General features: G+C 69.8%; 12 protein-coding genes and 1 pseudogene. 6 read left to right on the forward strand and 7 right to left on the reverse strand.

What is annotated here, in order from left to right:
• Positions 1-11 precede the first annotated feature (11 nt).
• Positions 12-2273: a transglycosylase domain-containing protein gene (locus IG54_RS0133685; protein ID WP_030793669.1), complete on the reverse strand. Its 2262-nt coding sequence runs from the start codon at positions 2271-2273 to the stop codon at positions 12-14.
• 278 nt (positions 2274-2551) lie between these two features.
• Here IG54_RS0133685 and IG54_RS0133690 point away from each other — a divergent pair, with 278 nt between their 5' ends.
• From IG54_RS0133690 to IG54_RS0133700, 3 genes are read left to right on the forward strand one after another with little or no spacing between them, the layout of a single operon-like run.
• A complete protein-coding gene (locus tag IG54_RS0133690) occupies positions 2552-3079 on the forward strand; it encodes a PadR family transcriptional regulator (protein ID WP_030793671.1) in 528 nt (175 codons plus the stop codon).
• Positions 3076-3762 (forward strand): ABC transporter ATP-binding protein, encoded by a 687-nt coding sequence (locus IG54_RS0133695; RefSeq protein ID WP_030793673.1) that lies wholly within the window; start codon positions 3076-3078, stop codon positions 3760-3762. Before IG54_RS0133690 ends, IG54_RS0133695 begins: the two co-directional genes overlap by 4 nt.
• Complete coding sequence (locus IG54_RS0133700; protein ID WP_030793676.1) at positions 3759-6176, forward strand: FtsX-like permease family protein; 2418 nt, start codon at positions 3759-3761, stop codon at positions 6174-6176. The genes IG54_RS0133695 and IG54_RS0133700 overlap by 4 nt, the downstream gene beginning before the upstream one ends.
• A 48-nt stretch (positions 6177-6224) precedes the next feature.
• On the opposite strand, the gene IG54_RS0133705 is transcribed toward IG54_RS0133700, so the two are convergent.
• Entirely contained in the window at positions 6225-7178 is a 954-nt protein-coding gene (locus IG54_RS0133705; RefSeq protein ID WP_420712309.1) for a LysR substrate-binding domain-containing protein, read from the reverse strand.
• A 133-nt stretch (positions 7179-7311) separates the two neighbouring features.
• Between IG54_RS0133705 and IG54_RS0133710 the strand changes: the two genes are divergently transcribed.
• Both IG54_RS0133710 and IG54_RS0133715 read left to right on the forward strand, forming a co-directional pair.
• A complete protein-coding gene (locus IG54_RS0133710; RefSeq protein ID WP_030793682.1) occupies positions 7312-7866 on the forward strand; it encodes a peroxiredoxin in 555 nt (184 codons plus the stop codon).
• A gap of 15 nt (positions 7867-7881) precedes the next feature.
• Positions 7882-8412: an alkyl hydroperoxide reductase gene (locus IG54_RS0133715; RefSeq protein ID WP_030793685.1), complete on the forward strand. Its 531-nt coding sequence runs from the start codon at positions 7882-7884 to the stop codon at positions 8410-8412.
• A 60-nt stretch (positions 8413-8472) separates the two neighbouring features.
• Here IG54_RS0133715 and IG54_RS38580 read toward each other — a convergent pair.
• From IG54_RS38580 to IG54_RS0133735, 4 genes and pseudogenes are all read right to left on the reverse strand, one after another.
• A pseudogene (locus IG54_RS38580) lies at positions 8473-9629 on the reverse strand (AI-2E family transporter).
• Between the two features lie 134 nt (positions 9630-9763).
• Positions 9764-10510, reverse strand: coding sequence for a lytic transglycosylase domain-containing protein (locus IG54_RS0133725; RefSeq protein WP_199809626.1), 747 nt, complete (start codon positions 10508-10510; stop codon positions 9764-9766).
• A 380-nt stretch (positions 10511-10890) separates the two neighbouring features.
• Complete coding sequence (locus tag IG54_RS0133730) at positions 10891-12213, reverse strand: PhoH family protein (RefSeq protein WP_030793690.1); 1323 nt, start codon at positions 12211-12213, stop codon at positions 10891-10893.
• 330 nt (positions 12214-12543) lie between these two features.
• Entirely contained in the window at positions 12544-13305 is a 762-nt protein-coding gene (locus IG54_RS0133735) for an isoprenyl transferase (protein WP_030793693.1), read from the reverse strand.
• Positions 13306-13435: 130 nt separating this feature from the next.
• Between IG54_RS0133735 and mgrA the strand changes: the two genes are divergently transcribed.
• Complete coding sequence (gene mgrA, locus IG54_RS0133740) at positions 13436-14473, forward strand: L-glyceraldehyde 3-phosphate reductase (RefSeq protein ID WP_030793696.1); 1038 nt, start codon at positions 13436-13438, stop codon at positions 14471-14473.
• Between the two features lie 52 nt (positions 14474-14525).
• Here mgrA and IG54_RS39510 read toward each other — a convergent pair whose 3' ends face one another.
• On the reverse strand, positions 14526-15035 hold the full coding sequence (locus IG54_RS39510; RefSeq protein WP_158708979.1) for a hypothetical protein: 510 nt from the start codon (positions 15033-15035) through the stop codon (positions 14526-14528).
• Positions 15036-15289 lie beyond the last annotated feature (254 nt).

Genomic DNA, 15289 nt, shown 5'->3' on the forward strand with positions numbered 1-15289 from the left:
TCGTGCACGGATCAGTCCCTGGGTCGGCCGTCCTCCGGGTCCGGGGGCCCGTCGGTCTCCGTCGGGTCCGGGTCGGCGCTCGGGGTCGGCGTCGTCCTGGTCGGCGTCGGCGTGGGCGTCGGGGTCGGCGTCGTCGACGACTTCGTCGGGGACGGCGTCTTCGACGGTTCCTTGGACGGCTCGTCGTCGTCCTCCGGCTTCGTCGGCGTGCTCGACGGGTCCTTCGGGGCCTTCGACGACGGGTCCGGGACCGGCGCGATGGCGGCGCCCATGTTCGTGTCGAGGTCGAACGAGCTGGGCGAGCCCATCGCGTCGAAGGTGTACGCCGCCCAGATCTGGGCCGGGAAGCTGCCGCCGTCGACGCGGGGACGGCCGCCCGCGCCCCTCATCGACACCTGGTTGCCCGCTTCCTTGGTGTCGGCCGCTCCCTCGCCGAAGAGGCCTACGGAGGTGACCAGCTTCGGCGTGTAGCCGGTGAACCAGGCCGACTTGTTGTCGTCGGAGGTACCGGTCTTGCCGGCGACGTCCTGCGCGGGGTTGCGGACCGCGCTGCCGGTGCCGTCGTCGACCACGCCGGTCAGGACCGAGGTGACCGAGTCGGCGGTGCCGCGCTGGACGACCTGGTCGCCGATCGGGTCCGGCAGGTCGACCGTGCGGTCCTTGTGCTCGATGGAGCCGACCAGGGCCGGGGTGACCTTCTTGCCGTGGTTGTCGAGCGTGGCGTACACGCCCGCCATCTCCAGCGGGCTCGCGCCCATGGAGCCGAGCGTCTGGGCGGGCACGGCGGGCAGTCCCTTGACGTCCATGCCGAGCTTGCCCGCCGTCTCCATGACCTTGGGCATGCCCACGTCCACACCCATCTGCGCGAAGACGGAGTTGACGGACTTGTTCATCGCCTTCTGGACGGTGACGGGGCCGTAGCTCCTGTCGTCCTCGTTGGGCGGTGCGAACGCGACGTCGCCGCCCTTGACCGGCCGCTCGCTGGTGCCGTCGTAGACGGTGCTCGCGGTGATCGGCAGGCCCTCCTGCGTCCTGGAGCCGTTCTCCAGGGCCGCGGCGAGGATCAGCGGCTTGAAGGTGGACGCCGACTGGTAGTCGCGGCGCGTGGCGTTGTTCGTGTAGTGCTTCACGTAGTCCACGCCGCCGTACATGGCGAGGACCTTGCCCGTCTTGGGGTCGACGGAGGCGGCACCCGCCTGGACCCGCGCGTCCGCCTTGTTGTTCTTGCGGTCGAGCCTGTCGTTCAGCTTCTTGTCGACGGCCTTCTCGAGCTGCTTCTGCTTCTTGGGGTCGATGTTCAGCGTGACCGTGTAACCACCGGCCGCGAACTCGGCCTCGCTGAGGCCGCTGTTGCGCAGGACCTCCCGCTTGGCCTCCTCCACGAGGTAGCCGATCTGGCCCTCACGGCCGGGCGGCGCCTTGGGGTCGTCCGGCACGGGGAACTTCATCCCCTCGCGCTTGCCGGAGTCCAGCCAGCCCTCCTCGACCATGTTGTCGAGTACGTAGTTCCAGCGGGCCTTGACGAGCTTCCTGCCGGTCGGGGTGGCGGCCTGCCAGTCGTACTGGCTGGGGGCCTGGAGCAGGGCGGCGAGGTAGGCGCCCTGCTGCACGTTCAGCTTCTTGGCGTCGACGCCGTAGTAGGCCTGGGCGGCGGCCTGGATGCCGTAGGCGTCGCGGCCGTAGTAGCTGGTGTTGATATAGCCCGCGAGGATGTCGTCCTTGCTCTTCTCGCGGTCCACCTTCAGCGAGATGACCAGTTCCTTCAGCTTGCGGCTGACCGTCTGGTCCTGCGTGAGGTAGTAGTTCTTCACGTACTGCTGGGTGATCGTCGAGCCACCCTGCTTGCCCTTGCCGGTCAGCGTGTTGAGGACGCCGCGCGCCGTGCCCTTGAAGTCGACGCCCTGGTCCTTGTAGAAGGACTTGTTCTCGGCGGCGACGAAGGTCTTCTGGACCTCCTCGGGCACCTTGTCGAGGTCGACGATCTCGCGGTTGACCTTGCCGTCCCTCGCCAGGATCGTCCCGTCGCTGTACTTGTAGACGTTGCTCTGCCGCTTCGCCGCGGCATTGCCCTCGGGGATGTCGATCACCAGGTAGAGCACGACGAAGGCGCCCATGCCGAGGAGGATGAATCCGAAGAACGTCCCAAGGAGCTTCTTCCAGGTGAAGAAGCGGCGTATGCCGGTGCGCTTGGGCTTGCCCCCGCCGGACGGGCGCCCGCGCACTGCCCGGCGGGCACCGCGCTGCCGCGCTTGTCGTTCTTCGGCTCGGCCCATGACTGAGAGTGCTCCGCTTCCGTCTCGTACGACGCGTACGTCCCGTACGCCCCGTCTTCTCACTGGCAAGTCGCTGGTCGCTAAGTCAGCTCATGAAGCTAACACCGCACCTAGGGACAAACGTCTTGCGATCCGGTCTTTTCCGGACGTGACAATGAGCACCTGCCCCTAAGGAACCGACGGTTTCAGAGGCCGGAAGGTTGCCCCCCTTTTCGAACTTGTGCGCTCTACACAGGGCGTATACACGGCACGTATACACCCCATGTATAGTGCTCGCCATGTCCATCGCCCACACCCTTCTGGGTCTCCTGGAATCGGGCCCCCGGCACGGCTACGACCTCAAGCGGGCCTTCGACGAGAAGTTCGGGCACGACAAGCCCCTGCACTACGGACAGGTCTACTCGACCATGTCCCGGCTGCTGAAGAACGGCCTCGTCGAGGTCGACGGCATCGAGGCGGGCGGCGGTCCCGAGCGCAAGCGGTACGCGATCACCGACGCCGGCGTCACCGACGTCCAGCGGTGGCTCGCCACCCCGGAGAAGCCCGAGCCCTACCTCCAGTCGACGCTCTACACCAAGGTCGTCCTCGCGCTCCTCACCGACCGCGACGCCGCCGAACTCCTGGATGTCCAGCGCGCCGAGCACCTGCGCCTGATGCGCATCCTCACCGACCGCAAACGCAAGGGCGACCTCGCCGACCAGCTCATCTGCGACCACGCGCTCTTCCATCTCGAAGCCGATCTGCGCTGGCTGGAGCTGACCGCCGCGCGCCTCGGCAAGCTCGCCCAGGAGGTGCGCTCCCCATGACCCCCGCAGGCTCCCTCCTCACGGCCCACGGACTCCGCAAGACCTACGGCCCGACCACCGCGCTGGACGGCGCGGCCTTCTCCATCCACCCCGGCGAGGTCGTCGCCGTCATGGGCCCCTCGGGCTCCGGCAAGTCGACCCTGCTGCACTGCCTCGCCGGGATCGTCCGCCCCGATGAGGGCACCATCACCTACGACGGCCGCGAGCTGACCGGCCTGCGGGACGCCGAGCTGAGCGCGCTGCGGCGCAGCGAGTTCGGGTTCGTCTTCCAGTTCGGCCAGCTCGTGCCGGAACTCACCTGCGTCGAGAACGTCGCGCTGCCGCTGCGGCTGAACGGCGCCAAGCGCAAGGAGGCCGAGGCGATCGCCCGTACGTGGATGGAGCGCCTGGAGGTCGACGACGTCGCCGCCAAGCGGCCCGGCGAGGCCTCGGGCGGCCAGGGGCAGCGCGTCGCCGTCGCCCGCGCGCTCGCCACGAGCCCGCGCGTGATCTTCGCCGACGAGCCGACCGGCGCCCTCGACTCGCTCAACGGCGAGCGCGTGATGGAGCTGCTGACCGAAGCCGCCCGCTCGGCCAACACGGCCGTCGTCCTGGTCACCCACGAGACCCGTGTCGCCGCCTACTCCGACCGCGAGATCGTCGTACGCGACGGCAGGTCGCGCGACATGGAGCGGGTCATATGAGCCTCGACGCCCCCACGAAGGCGCGTACGGGACCGGGGGCGCCGCACCCCCCGGGCGGCGCGCGCCCCGGCGGCGGCTTCCTCCGCGACCTCGCCCTCGGCATACGCTTCGCCCTCGGCGGCGGCCGCGAGGGCTGGGCCCGCACGATCCTGACCGCCGTCGGCGTGGGGCTCGGGGTGGCGCTGCTGCTCGGCGCGGCGTCCGTGCCGCAGCTGTTGCAGGCACTGGACGACCGCGGCGCGGCCCGCACGCCCTCCGGGCAGTTCTCCTCCGACGGCATCAAGCGCTCCGACAGGACGGTCCTCCAGCGCGACTCCCCCACCGACTTCCGGGATGTGACGGTCAGCGGCCGTATCGTGCGCGCCGAGGGCGAGCACCCGGTGCTGCCGCCCGGCCTCGACGCACTGCCCGGCCCCGGCGAGATGGTCGTCTCCCCGGCCCTGCGCAAGCTCCTCGACAGCTCCGAGGGCGCCCTCCTCAAGGAGCGCTTCAGCGCCTACCGCGTGACCGGCACCCTCGGCGACGCGGGCCTGACGAGCCCTCAGGAGCTGTACTACTACGCCGGTTCCGACTCCCTCACCAGGGAGAAGGGCGGCCAGCGCGTCGACACCTACGGCTTCCACCTGCCCGCCGAGCCGCTGGATCCGCTCCTGCTCGTCCTCGTCGTCATGATCTGCGTGGTCCTGCTGACCCCCGTGGTCATCTTCATCGGTACGGCGGTCCGGTTCGGCGGGGAGCGCCGCGACCGGCGGCTGGCCGCGTTGCGCCTGGTCGGCGCCGACGCGCGGAGCGTGCGGCGGATCGCGGCGGGCGAGGCCCTGTGCGGGGCGCTGCTCGGCCTGGCCCTGGGCTGGGCGTTCTTCCTCGCCCTGCGCCAACTGGCCGGTGTCATCGACCTGTACCGGGTCAGCGCCTTCCCCTCCGACGTGGTGCCGCTGCCCGCCCTCGCCGCGCTGATCCTGGTGGCCGTTCCGGTCACGGCCGTCGTGGTCACGATGATCTCGCTGCGTGCCGTCTCCATCGAGCCCCTCGGTGTCGTGCGCAGTGCCAAGCCCCGCAAGCGCCGGATGTGGTGGCGGATCCTGATGCCGCTCATCGGGCTCGCCGTCCTGCTGGCGGCGGGCCGCGTCGCCGGCGGCATGGCCCCGTCGGTCTACGCCATCGGCCTGGGCTCGACGCTCACCCTGGTGGGCCTGGCCGCGCTGCTGCCGTGGCTGGTCGAGGCGAGTATGGCCCGGCTGCGTGGCGGCGGCCCGGTGCCCTGGCAACTGGCCACCCGCAGACTTCAGTTGAGCAGCGGTACGGCGGCCCGCGCGGTCAGCGGCATCACCGTCGCGGTGGCGGGCGCGGTCGCCCTCCAGATGCTGTTCGGCGCCATGCACGACGACTTCAACCGGGTCACGGGCAACGACCCCGGCCGCGCCAAGCTGGTGGTCTCGGCCGATGTCGGGGACGGGAGGCTCGCCGGGCGGATGATCGACGAGTTCCGTACGACCAAGGGTGTCAAGAACGTCATCGGCACGGTCTCCACGTACGCCGTCAGGCCCGGCAGGCTGAAGGACCCCGACGCCCTGCGCCCCACCACGGAGTTGACCGTCGGCACCTGCGCCAACCTGCGCGAGCTGGCCCGCATCGGCTCGTGCGAGGACGGTGACACCTTCGTCGTACACACCGGGAACAAGCGGATGAACAAGTGGGTCGACGCGTCGGCCCGCCCCGGCGAGCAGCTCGACCTCAACCCCTCCAGCTGGGACGAGCCCGTCAGCAAGCACGTCCTGTGGACGCTGCCCGCCGACTCCCGCACGGTCAGGGCGCGCCCCGACCCGGGCGGCGAGCTGCACGACGGCGTCTACGCCACCCCCGGCGCGGTCGACCGGTCCAAGCTGGTCGACGCCACGACGACGGCGATGATGCAGGTCGATCCGGACGACCCGGACGCCGAGGAGCACATCCGCAACACCGCGGCCCGCATCGACCCGTTCCTCGACGTGATCACGCTGCGCGCGGTCGAGCGCGACCAGCAGTACGCCACCATCCAGACCGGGCTACAGATCGGCGCGATGGCCACGATGGCGCTGATCGCGGCGTCCATGCTGGTGTCGATGCTGGAGCAACTACGGGAGCGCAAGCGCCTGTTGGCGGCCCTGACGGCCTTCGGTACGCGGCGCGGCTCGATGGCGTGGTCGGTGCTCTGGCAGACGGCGATCCCCGTCGCGATCGGGCTGGCGCTCGCCGTCGTGGGCGGCCTCGGCCTCGGCTACGTCATGGTCCGCATGATCCAGAAGTCGGTCACCGACTGGTGGATGTTCGTCCCTCTGACGGCCGCGGGCGCCGTGCTGGTCGCGGTCGTGACCCTGCTCAGCCTGCCGCCGCTGTGGCGGATGATGCGGCCGGAGGGCCTGCGCACGGAGTAGGCCCGCCCGCCGCGCACCGGCATCGAACCGGCCGCTGCCGGTGCGGGTTCACACCACCCGCACCGGCAGCGGCCGCACCGCCCCCCGCAGCGCCTCGGCCAGCTCCTCGTACTCGGCCGCCCGCGCCGCACCGGTCCGCATCGCGAGCGCGATCCGCCGGGTCGGCGCCGGGTCCGCGAAGTACCCGGTGAGCAGCTGGTTGCTGCGGCTGGTCTCCACGCGCACGGCGGTGCGCGGCAGCAGTGTCACGCCGAGACCGCCCGCGACCAGCTGGACGAGGGTGGAGAGTCCGGCGGCGGTCGTGGTCACCGGGGCGTCCGCGCGGCCCGCCTCGCGGCAGATGTCCAGGGCCTGGTCGCGCAGGCAGTGCCCCTCGTCGAGCAGCAGCAGGTTCAGCTCCTTGAGGGCCTCGCGCGGGATGCCCTCGCGGCCGCCGAGCCAGTGGTCGAGGGGCGTGACGAGTACGAAGTCCTCGTCGAACAGCGGCAGCTCGGTCACCCCCGGCATGCCGAGCGGCACCGCGAGCAGCAGCAGGTCGAGCCGCCCCGCCGCGAGCCCCTCCAGGAGCGAGGACGTCTGCTCCTCGTGTACCTGGAGGTCCAGGTCCGGGTAGGTTTCGTGGACCAGCGTGATCAGCGTCGGCAGCAGATAGGGCGCGACGGTCGGGATCACGCCGAGCCGCAGCGCCCCGGTGAACGGCGCCTTGACGGCGTCCGCCTCCTCCAGGAGCGCCTCGACCTCGCCGAGGACCGCCCTGACCCGCACGGCGAGACGCTCGCCGGCCGGGGAGAGCAGCACCTTGCGCGTGGTGCGCTCCAGGAGCTGGACACCCAGTGCCTCCTCCAGCGCGGCCACGGCACCCGACAGGGCGGGCTGGCTCATCCCGATCGCGGCGGCGGCGTCCCTGAAGTGCAGATGCTCGGCCACCGCGGCGAAGGCGCGCAGCTGCGCCAGGCTGGGCTGCTTGCCGTTGCTCTGCTTGCCCCTATTTATGGCTCGCACTGATAACTACCTCCGATCAACATGACCCACTCTAGCTATTTCCCTAATCAATGCACCCTGTGCCACCATCGTCATCAGTCCAACCCCGCAGGAAAATCCCCAAAAGGGATTTTCTTCGTCGCAAGGAGTATGCGTGCTCACTGTCGGTGACAAGTTCCCCGAGTTCGACCTGACCGCCTGTGTCTCCCTGGAGCAGGGCAAGGAGTTCGAGCAGATCAACCACAAGACCTACGAGGGCAAGTGGAAGATCGTCTTCGCGTGGCCCAAGGACTTCACCTTCGTGTGCCCGACCGAGATCGCGGCCTTCGGCAAGCTGAACGACGAGTTCGCCGACCGTGACGCCCAGATCCTCGGCTTCTCCGGTGACTCCGAGTTCGTGCACCACGCCTGGCGCAAGGACCACCCGGACCTGACCGACCTGCCCTTCCCGATGCTGGCCGACTCGAAGCACGAGCTGATGCGCGCGCTCGGCATCGAGGGCGAGGACGGCTTCGCGCAGCGCGCCGTCTTCATCGTCGACCAGAACAACGAGATCCAGTTCACGATGGTGACCGCCGGTTCCGTGGGCCGTAACCCCAAGGAGGTCCTCCGGGTCCTCGACGCCCTCCAGACCGACGAGCTGTGCCCCTGCAACTGGACCAAGGGCGACGAGACCCTCGACCCGGTCGCGCTGCTCTCCGGCGAGTGAACAGGAGCCTTTGACATGGCACTCGACGAACTGAAGTCCGCCGTACCGGACTACGCCAAGGACCTGAAGCTGAACCTCGGCTCGGTCATCGGCAACAGCGACCTGCCGCAGCAGCAGCTGTGGGGCACCGTGCTGGCCTGCGCCATCGCGTCCCGCTCCCCGAAGGTGCTGCGCGAGCTGGAGCCCGAGGCCAAGGCGAACCTCTCCCCCGAGGCGTACACGGCCGCCAAGTCGGCCGCCGCCATCATGGCGATGAACAACGTCTTCTACCGCACGCGTCACCTGCTCTCCGACCCGGAGTACGGGACGATGCGCGCCGGTCTGCGGATGAACGTCATCGGCAACCCGGGTGTCGAGAAGGTCGACTTCGAGCTGTGGTCCCTCGCGGTCTCCGCGATCAACGGCTGCGGCCAGTGCCTGGACTCGCACGAGCAGGTCCTGCGCAAGGCCGGTGTCGACCGTGAGGTCATCCAGGAGGCCGTCAAGATCGCCGCGGTCATCCAGGCTGTCGGCGTCACGCTGGACTCCGAGGACGTCCTCGCGTAGCTCCTCATACGAGTGGCCCGGCCCGAAACCCTCAAGGTTTCGGGCCGGGCCACTCGCATATCAAGCCTGACCGGCGGCCTTCTCCTCGGCGGCCTCCACCGCCGCGGACCCCGGCGGCAGCGGCGCCCGCTTCTTCAGCGCCGCCTCGCGGGAGTACGACCGCAGATAGCCGACGACCGAGTTGGTGACGGCGACCAGCGGCACCGCCACGACCGCCCCGCCGATCCCGGCGACCATGCCGCCCGCGGCGACGGACAGGATCACGGCCAGCGGATGTACCCGCACCGCGCGGCCGAGGATGAACGGCTGGAGGATGTGCCCCTCGATCTGCTGCACGGCGAGGACCACGGCCAGCGCCATCACGGCCGTGAACACGCCCTGCGTGACCAGCGCGACGACCACCGCGAGGGCTCCGGAGACCACGGCGCCGACCAGCGGCACGAACGAGGCCAGGAAGATGATGACGGCCAGCGGCACGGCCATCGGCACGCCGAGGAAGTAGATGCCGAGGCCGATGAAGATGGCGTCGATCATGGCCACTATCACCGTGCCGCGCACATAGGCGGTGAGCGTGCGCCAGGCCCGGGGGCCCGCGCCGGCGATGCCGGGCCGGGCGTTCGCCGGCACCAGCTTCAGGAACCACTGCCAGATGCGCTTGCCGTCGTACAGCAGGAAGAGCGTCGAGAACATCGCGAGCAGCATGCCGGTCAGCGTCTCGACGATGACCGTCACGCCTTCCAGGCCGGCGGACGTCAGCTCCTCGGTGTTGGCACCGACGGCTTCGCGCAGGCTCTTGGCGATGTCGTTGATCTGGTCCTCGGTCACGTGGAAGGGGCTGTTGAGCAGCCACTTGCGCAGGTCCTCGATGCCGTCCTGGACCTGCCCCGAGAGTTCGTCGGCGTTCTCCATGACCTGCCAGACCACGAACCAGCCGACCAGGCCCATGATGACGAAGCCGAGGATCGCGGTGACCGCCGTCGCGAGGCCGCGCGGACCCGCATCCCCCACGGCAGGGCCGCCACGGGATCGGGCCTGGCCGCCACGTCCGGCGCGTACGCGGGCGGCGGCGGCACGTGCTCCTGCTCCGCGTTGGCGGGGTCGTTCGACTCATCGGTGTCCGAGTCGGCGTCCTCTTCGCGACGCTTCTCGTTCAACCGCTCGCCCATCTCGCTCAGTCCGGCGCCGAGCCGACCGATCCACCCTGGCACTCGCGACATGATCCGTCCTCTACCCCCGTCTTTCCCCACCACTCCCCCCTGGAGCTTTCGCACCGACCGTACACGGGACAGACCCCCCACCGAAGGACGGTGGGGGGTCTGACGAGGTTGAGCGCGGTAGGGCCGCAAGCGGCCTAGTACCAGTTGTTCGCCTGCCAGAAGTCCCAGGCGCCGCACGGGCTGCCGTAGCGGTCGTTCATGTAGTTCAGGCCCCACTTGATCTGCGTGGCCGGGTTGGTCTGCCAGTCGGCGCCCGCCGAGGCCATCTTGGACGCGGGCAGCGCCTGGACGAGGCCGTACGCGCCGGAAGAGGCGTTGGTGGCCTTGTAGTTCCACGTGGACTCGTGGTTGACGATGTTGCTGAAGCACTGGAACTGGCCGGCGGGCACCATCTGCCGCGCCATCGCCTGGACCTGAGCGACCGTGTAGGAGCCCTGGGGCTTGAAGCTGCCGGCGTCGCGGGTGGAGGAGCGGCTGGCCTTGGTCTCGGCCTTCTCCTCGCGCTCCTTCTTCGCGGCGGCCTTCTGGGCCGCCTCCGCCTTCTCGGCCTTCTCCGCGGCCTTCTGCTTCTCGATAGCCGAGGCGGCGGCCTGCTTGCGGGCCTCCTCCGCGGCGGTCTTCTTGGCGGCGGTGTCGGCGGCCAGGGCCTGCGCGTCGGCCTGCTGCGTCAGGGACGCGGTCTGGACCTGGGCCTGCTGACCCGCGGGGATCTCTGCGAGAAGCGTCGCGTCGCTTGCCGCTGCCTCGAAGTCGTTCGTGTTCGAGGGCTGGGCGTTGCCCGAGGCGACACCCACGACAGCTCCGACGGTGGTGACCGCGGTGGCGGATGCCACGGCGAATCCCCGGACCGAAATCCGGCTCACACGGTTTCCTTCCAGCATCGCCCGCATAGGTGACCTCGCGGACGCAATCGTGCCCCTGGCGCTGGCCTCCGCTTGCGATCGGTCACGGGAGGCGCGGGCCCGGTGGACAACTCCCGCGTGGGGAGCGCCGCGTGGTGCTCGGGCGGCATGCGACGGCCACTATGAAGTTCTGGGGTTTCGTACCGCTGGGGGTACACGTGTGTCGCATGCGGGGCCTGACAGGACCCAGACTCTGCCCCAGCTCGACACCGCAAGGCAATTCTCCGTTGCGTGGGAAAGCTCACACGCCGTTTGTCCCAGGAGTTTTCCGGAAAGAGGCGCGCACGACGACGCCGCCCGGCTAGGCTCCTTCGCTTCGCCGGGCGGCGCCAACTACCGCGTATACGCCGTGAACTGACTCAGATGTGGCCGTCCTCCAGCATTTCGGTCACCAGGGCGGCGATCTGCGAGCGCTCGGACCGGGTGAGGGTGACGTGGGCGAAGAGCGGATGCCCCTTCAGCTTCTCGACCACAGCGACCACTCCGTCGTACCGCCCCACGCGGAGGTTGTCGCGCTGGGCGACGTCATGGGTGAGGACGACACGGGAGTTCGCCCCGATCCTGGACAGAACGGTCAGCAGGACGTTCCGCTCCAGGGATTGGGCCTCGTCCACGATCACGAACGCGTCGTGCAGTGAGCGCCCGCGGATGTGGGTGAGCGGCAGGACCTCCAGCATCCCGCGCGCGGTGATCTCCTCGATGACCTCTTTGCCCGCCACCGAACCGAGCGTGTCGAAGACGGCCTGCGCCCAGGGGCCCATCTTCTCGGCCTCGGTGCCGGGGAGGTAGCCCAGCTCCTGCCCGCCGACCGCGTACAACGGCCGGAAGACCATCACCTTCTGGTGCTGCCTGCGCTCCAGGACGGCCTCCAGGCCCGCGCAGAGCGCGAGCGCCGACTTGCCGGTTCCCGCGCGCCCGCCCATCGAGACGATCCCGATGTCCGGGTCGAGGAGCAGATCGAGGGCGATCCGCTGTTCGGCGCTCCTCCCCTTGATGCCGAAGGCCTCCCGATCACCGCGTACGAGACGGACGTTGCCCTCGGCCGTGACGCGGCCCAGCGCCTTGCCCCGCTCGGACTGGATGGTCAGGCCGGTGTGCACGGGCAGTTCCGCCGCCTCGGGGACGTACAGGTGGTCTTCCTCGAAGAGGAGGTCGACCTGCTCGCCGGAGAGGGTCAGTTCGGACATGCCGGTCCAGCCGGAGTCCGTGATGGCCAGCTCCGCGCGGTACTCCTCGGCGAGGAGCCCGACGGACGACGCCTTGATTCTGAGCGGCAGGTCCTTGGAGACGACCGTGACGTCGTACCCCTCGGCCTGGAGGTTTCGGGCCACGGCGAGGATGCGGGAGTCGTTGTCCCCCAACCGGTAGCCGGCCGGGAGCACGCCGGGATCGGAGTGGTTGAGCTCGACGCGCAGCGAGCCGCCCAGGTCCCCGATCGGGATCGGGGCGTCCAGCCGGCCGTGCCGGATGCGGAAGTCGTCCAGCAGGCGCAGCGCCTGCCGGGCGAAGTAGCCCAGCTCCGGATGGTGCCGCTTGGCCTCCAGCTCCGTCACCACGACGACGGGCAGCACGACTTCGTGCTCGTCGAAGCGGGTCAGGGCGTTCGGATCGGCCAGCAGGACGCTGGTGTCGAGAACATAGGTGCGCCTGTCGGGCATGCGGCGCTTTGTGCTGGTCACCACGGAAGGACGTACCCCCTCGGATGAGGTCGGGGAGCGACGGGAGGGATTCCGGGCGGGCCGGCGGGTGTGATCCAGGCCCGGCGCGGCCGCGATGCGCGGGCCGAGCGCCGGCCCTCCACGTCGCCCGCGCTGCTCACACGGTCGTCCTGGTGCAAAGGGCCTCCCGGGCGGACGGCCTCATGGCGTCCGCTGAGATACGACGTCCCTTTCGGGTACTGCTAGGACGTCGACCTGGAAGGCTTATTCCCTCGAACAAGCGCAGCCATGCCAGGGCATATGACGACGCGTTGGTTAACTCCGGGTGACCCCGACCTCAGGGGCGTACGGGTGTCAGCCGCCGTAGCGGCGGTGGCGGGCCGCGTAATCGCGCAGCGCACGCAGGAAGTCGACCTTCCGGAAGGCCGGCCAGAAGACTTCGCAGAAGTAGTACTCGGAGTGAGCGGACTGCCAGAGCATGAAGCCCGACAGGCGCTGTTCGCCACTCGTGCGGATCACCAGGTCGGGGTCGGGCTGGCCGCTGGTGTAGAGGTGCTTGGAGATGAGGTCGATGTCGACGCTCTCCGCGATCTCCTCCAGGCTGGTGCCCTTGTCGGCGTGGTCCAGGAGCAGCGAGCGCACCGCGTCGGCGATCTCCTGGCGGCCGCCGTAGCCGACCGCGACGTTGACCAGTATCCCGGTGTTGGCGTGGGTGGCCTGTTCGGCTTCCTTCAGGACGGCCTGGGTGCGGGCGGGCAGCAGGTCGAGGGCGCCGACGTGGTGCACGCGCCAGCGGCCGTCGGCGACGAGCGAGCGGACGGTGGCCTCGATGATGCCGAGGAGCGGAGTCAGCTCCTCCTCGGGCCGGTCGAGGTTGTCGGTGGAGAGCATCCACAGCGTGACGACCTCGACGTCGGTCTCGGCGCACCAGCCGAGGAACTCCTCGATCTTGTGCGCGCCCGCCTGGTGGCCCTGTGCGGTGGTGCCGCCGGACGCCTTCGCCCAGCGGCGGTTGCCGTCGAGGATGACCCCGATGTGCTTGGGCACCTGGTCGTGGTCGAGGCGGCCTTCCACCCGGCGTGCGTAAAGTCCGTACACCAGGTCGCGCAGGTTCACGTGTGTCAGCCCCTCCAGCAGATGGCGGTCCTCAAGGGGCGCGCGTAGGGCAGCCCCGAGGGCGACACCCTACCGCTGCGGGGGCCTCCCACCGAAGTCGGGTCGGCGCCGCTGAAGTAGCTTCATACCCATGAACGACACGTCTTTGTACCGCGCGGCGGCGGACCGCTACGACTCGATGGAGTACCGGCGTACGGGCCGCAGCGGACTGAAGCTGCCCGCGGTCTCCCTCGGCCTCTGGCACAACTTCGGTGACGACAAGGCCCTGGACACGCAGCGCGCGATCCTGCGCCGCGCCTTCGACCTGGGCGTCACGCACTTCGACCTGGCGAACAACTACGGCCCCCCGGCCGGCTCGGCGGAGCTGAACTTCGGCAAGCTCTTCGCACAGGATTTCGCCTCGTACCGCGATGAGCTGATCATCTCGACCAAGGCGGGCTACCTCATGCACCCCGGCCCGTACGGCGAGTGGGGCAGCCGCAAGTACCTGCTCTCCTCGCTGGACGCCTCGCTGTCGCGGATGGGCCTCGACTACGTCGACATCTTCTACTCGCACCGCTTCGATCCGGACACCCCGCTGGAGGAGACGATGGGCGCGCTCGCGTCCGCGGTCCAGCAGGGCAAGGCGCTCTACGTGGGCGTCTCCTCGTACAACAGCGAGCAGACCGCCGAAGCAGCGCGGCTGCTGCGGGAGATGGGCGTGCCGGCGCTCATCCACCAGCCGTCGTACTCGATGATCAACCGCTGGACCGAGGAGGACAACCTCCTCGACACGCTGGAGCGGGCCGGGATGGGCTGCATCTCCTTCGTTCCGCTCGCCCAGGGGCTGCTCACCAATAAGTATCTGAAGGGCATTCCGGAGGGTTCGCGCGCGACACAGGGCAAGTCCCTGGACCCGGAGCTGCTGAGCGACGAGGTCGTGCGCCGGCTCAACGGCCTGAACGACATCGCCGCGGCCCGCGGCCAGTCGCTCGCCCAGCTCGCCCTCAACTGGGTGCTCCGCGACGAGCGGATGACCTCGGCCCTGATCGGCGCCTCCAGCGTGAAGCAGCTGGAGGAGAACGTAGCGGCGCTGGCGGGCCCGAAGCTGACGGACGCGGAGCTTTCGGCCATCGACACGTTCGCGGTCTCGACGCCCGGCACCAACATCTGGGCCGGGCGCGGCTGAGGAGGGCCGTACGCGGCTGGGAGGGGCGGTACGCGGCTGAGAAGGGGCGGTACTAGGGGCGCGGGCGGTTGAACCAGGCGCCCGCGGTCCCCTGGGCCAGCAGGACGATCACCGCGATGGCGCCGAGGAGCGGCACGAGGCCGCCGGGGTTGCCGCTCGCCGCCCCGCCGAGCGCGCTCAGGGCGTGGAACGCCATCAGGGCGATGCAGGCCACGCGGAGACCGCCGCCCCCCTTCGGGAACCGGAAGGCCAGGCCGGCGGCCACCATGACCAGGACGTTCACCCCGAGGGCGGCGCCCGCGGTCTCCGAGTCGCCCGTGGCGGCGATCCCTATCGAGCCGATGATGACGAGGCCGGCGAGCACCCAGAGGACGATCCGCGCGGCACGGACGGAGCCGGGCATCCGCTGCGGCGCCACCGGGCCGTAGGCGTACGCGGGGTCCTGGGCCGGGCCGGGGTAAGTGGGCAGGCCCGGCTGGGGGTTGTGCGGGGGGCCGGGCTGGGGGTGGGCCTCGGGGGTGACCTGCGGGTTCTGCTGCGGCGGGGGGAAATCGTTCGACATGTCCCTGACCATAACGGGGAGGGCGGCGGCCTTGATCGACGGGCTCCGGCGCGCGGGCACAAAAAACGGGCCGGTCCGTGGGGGGGAGACGGACCGGCCCGAGGGGGGGTTTCCACCATAACCCTTCGTAAGTGATGCTGCGTGCATTGGCGCTCCACAACTACTCTCCGAGACCGCGCGACGACTGCGAGACCCCGTTCTTCCGGCGGAATACGGGGTTCAGAGGCGGATTTCGGCCGCGCGCGGCAGTACTC

This window comes from Streptomyces sp. NRRL S-920, assembly GCF_000717945.1.
GTDB lineage: Bacteria > Actinomycetota > Actinomycetes > Streptomycetales > Streptomycetaceae > Streptomyces > Streptomyces alboniger.